3 protein-coding genes are annotated in these 2,553 nt (G+C 39.8%); 2 read left to right on the forward strand and 1 reads right to left on the reverse strand.

All coding sequences use genetic code 11. The annotated features are described in order from the left end of the window. Both EHO65_RS04560 and EHO65_RS04565 read left to right on the forward strand, forming a co-directional pair. A partial coding sequence (locus EHO65_RS04560; protein ID WP_135772995.1) for a response regulator occupies positions 1–932 on the forward strand: 932 nt, incomplete at its 5' end. 4 nt (positions 933–936) lie between these two features. After that, entirely contained in the window at positions 937–2,064 is a 1,128-nt protein-coding gene (locus tag EHO65_RS04565) for a sensor histidine kinase (protein WP_135772996.1), read from the forward strand. A gap of 2 nt (positions 2,065–2,066) precedes the next feature. Here EHO65_RS04565 and soxR read toward each other — a convergent pair whose 3' ends face one another. Continuing rightward, positions 2,067–2,519, reverse strand: a complete 453-nt coding sequence (gene soxR / locus EHO65_RS04570; RefSeq protein WP_100724480.1) for a redox-sensitive transcriptional activator SoxR — start codon at positions 2,517–2,519, stop codon at positions 2,067–2,069. Positions 2,520–2,553 lie beyond the last annotated feature (34 nt).

The raw sequence follows: 2,553 nt of genomic DNA on the forward strand, positions 1-2,553 counted from the left end.
TCTCTGGAAACGAGTATTCTATCGACCCTATTAAAGAAGGTGCAGTAGAATATTTAGTAAAACCTGTAAACAAAAAGGAATTGGAAGAGGCATTTAACAGGATAGAAAACTTCATCAATCGAAAAATGAAAAATTTACTTATCATTGAAGATGATGATAATTCCAGGGTAGCAATGAGAAAGCTGATCGGGAATGGGGATGTGAAATGTTATGAGGCGAGTACTGGTAAAGATGCTATCAAGGCTTACCAAGAAAACTATTTCGACTGTATTGTTCTGGATATAGGACTTCCGGATATGAGCGGGTTCGAACTCATCTACGAATTGGAAAAAACGAAAGGCCAGACAATGCCTCCTATCATCATCTACACTGGCAAGGAATTGACCAGGGAAGAAAATGCGGAACTCCAAAAATACGCAGAGAGTATCATCATCAAAGGAGTAAAATCGGAAGAAAGGTTATTGGATGAGACTGCTCTATTTCTGCATAGAACGATCAGTAAACTTCCAGAAGGAAAACAAAAAATCATAAATAATCTATATGATAAGGAGGCTATCTTTCAGAAAAAGAAAGTCCTACTCGTGGATGATGATATGAGAAACGTATTCGCATTATCTAAAATTCTAAAGGATAGGGGAATGGAAGTTTTTAAGGCGGATAATGGAAAGACCGCTTTAATTTCTCTGGATGTTCAACAAGATATGGATATAGTTCTTATGGATATCATGATGCCGGAGATGGACGGGTATGAGACCATGAGAAGGATAAGAACCGAAAAAAGGTATGATCGGCTCCCGATCATCGCTCTCACTGCCAAGGCAATGAAAGACGATAGACAGAAATGTATAGATGCAGGTGCTAACGATTATATTTCCAAACCTGTGGATGTAGAAAGGTTACTTTCGTTGATGAGAGTTTGGTTAAGTAGGTAGATCTATGAATACCAAGCCAAAAATCCTGATCGTGGACGATAGACCGGAAAACCTGGTCGCACTAGAAACAGTATTAAGAGACCTGGATGTAGATCTTGTGAGAGCACTCAGTGGTAATGAGGCTTTAAAAGCCACATTACATAACGATTTTGCTTTGGCATTATTGGATATCCAAATGCCGGAAATGGACGGTTATGAACTTGCGAGTATTTTAAGGGAAGAGGATAAAACAGCAAGGTTACCTTTTATTTTTATCTCCGCGGTTTACACTGATAATCTAAACGTATTTAAGGGTTATGAAAGAGGGGCGTTTAGCTTTATCACAAAACCTTTCGAGCCTCAGATACTCAGGAACAAAGTAAAGTTTTTCGTAGATAAACATATGCAGGAGATCTCTCTTCATAATCTAAATGAGGATCTCCAAAAGAAAAACGAAGAGTTGGAAAATGCAAACAAGGAATTGGACGCATTCTGTTATTCAGTTTCACACGATCTAAGAGGACCGTTGCGTGCTATCGAAGGTTTTGCAAAAATTCTTCAGGAAGATTATGCAAAGGATCTGGAAGAAGAAGCAAAGCGGATCCTGGGAGTGATTGTTGGAAGCACTATGAAGATGGACAAGCTGATAGATAGTCTACTTCTACTTTCCAGAATGGGTAAAAAAGAAATCGCTAAAACTATAGTGAATGTCTCGGACCTAGTGCAGCATACATTGTACGAATTGAAAACGGATACTCAGAGCGGAAATCATAAGATCCAGGTTGGTGAATTATCTCCGGCTATGGGCGATTCCGAATTATTAACTCAGGTGTTTATAAATCTGATCTCTAATGCGATCAAGTATTCTTCTAAAAAGGAAGAACCCATCGTTGAGATAGGATGTAAACAATCTGATGGAGAAAATACTTACTTCGTGAAAGACAACGGAGCAGGTTTTAATATGAAATACCAGAACAGACTTTTTGGAGTATTCCAAAGATTGCATGATAATCGGGACTTTGAGGGTGTAGGGATAGGACTTGCGATCGTTCAAAGGATCATATCCAGGCACGGCGGAAAGGTTTGGGCAGAAGGTGAAGTAGGTCAAGGTGCGACCTTCTATTTTACTCTTCCTCAGATCCAAGAAGTTTAATTTTACTTTTTAGGTTTACCCATCCAACGTAAAGGACCGCTTCCATATCTTCCCAATTTGTCTTGCGGGTTGGCTAATTTACAAGTAAGAAGGGATAGGCAACCGCAACCGATGCATACAGAGAGTCCGTTCTTTAATCTATGAAGTTCCGCAATTTTCTCCTCTATACGTAAACTCCAGGTTTTGGAAAGTTTGGACCAGTCTTGTCCGTTAGGGGTATGATCTTCCGGAAGTTTTGCTATCTCTGCCGCGATCTCATCCAAGGAGAGTCCCACTCTTTGGGCGAATACTACGAATGCGATCCTTCTCAAAACATGTCTTGGATATTGTCTATGGCCTGAGCCTGCTCTGACGGAACGGATCAGTCCTCTTTCTTCATAAAAGCGTAATGCAGAAGAGGCAACTCCGCTTCTTTTGGATACTTGACCGATACTTAAAAATTCGTCCTTATCCACTACATTCTCCAAAATCTAAACTTAAAGTGAACTT

It is taken from the genome of Leptospira andrefontaineae (assembly GCF_004770105.1).
Lineage (GTDB): Bacteria > Spirochaetota > Leptospiria > Leptospirales > Leptospiraceae > Leptospira_B > Leptospira_B andrefontaineae.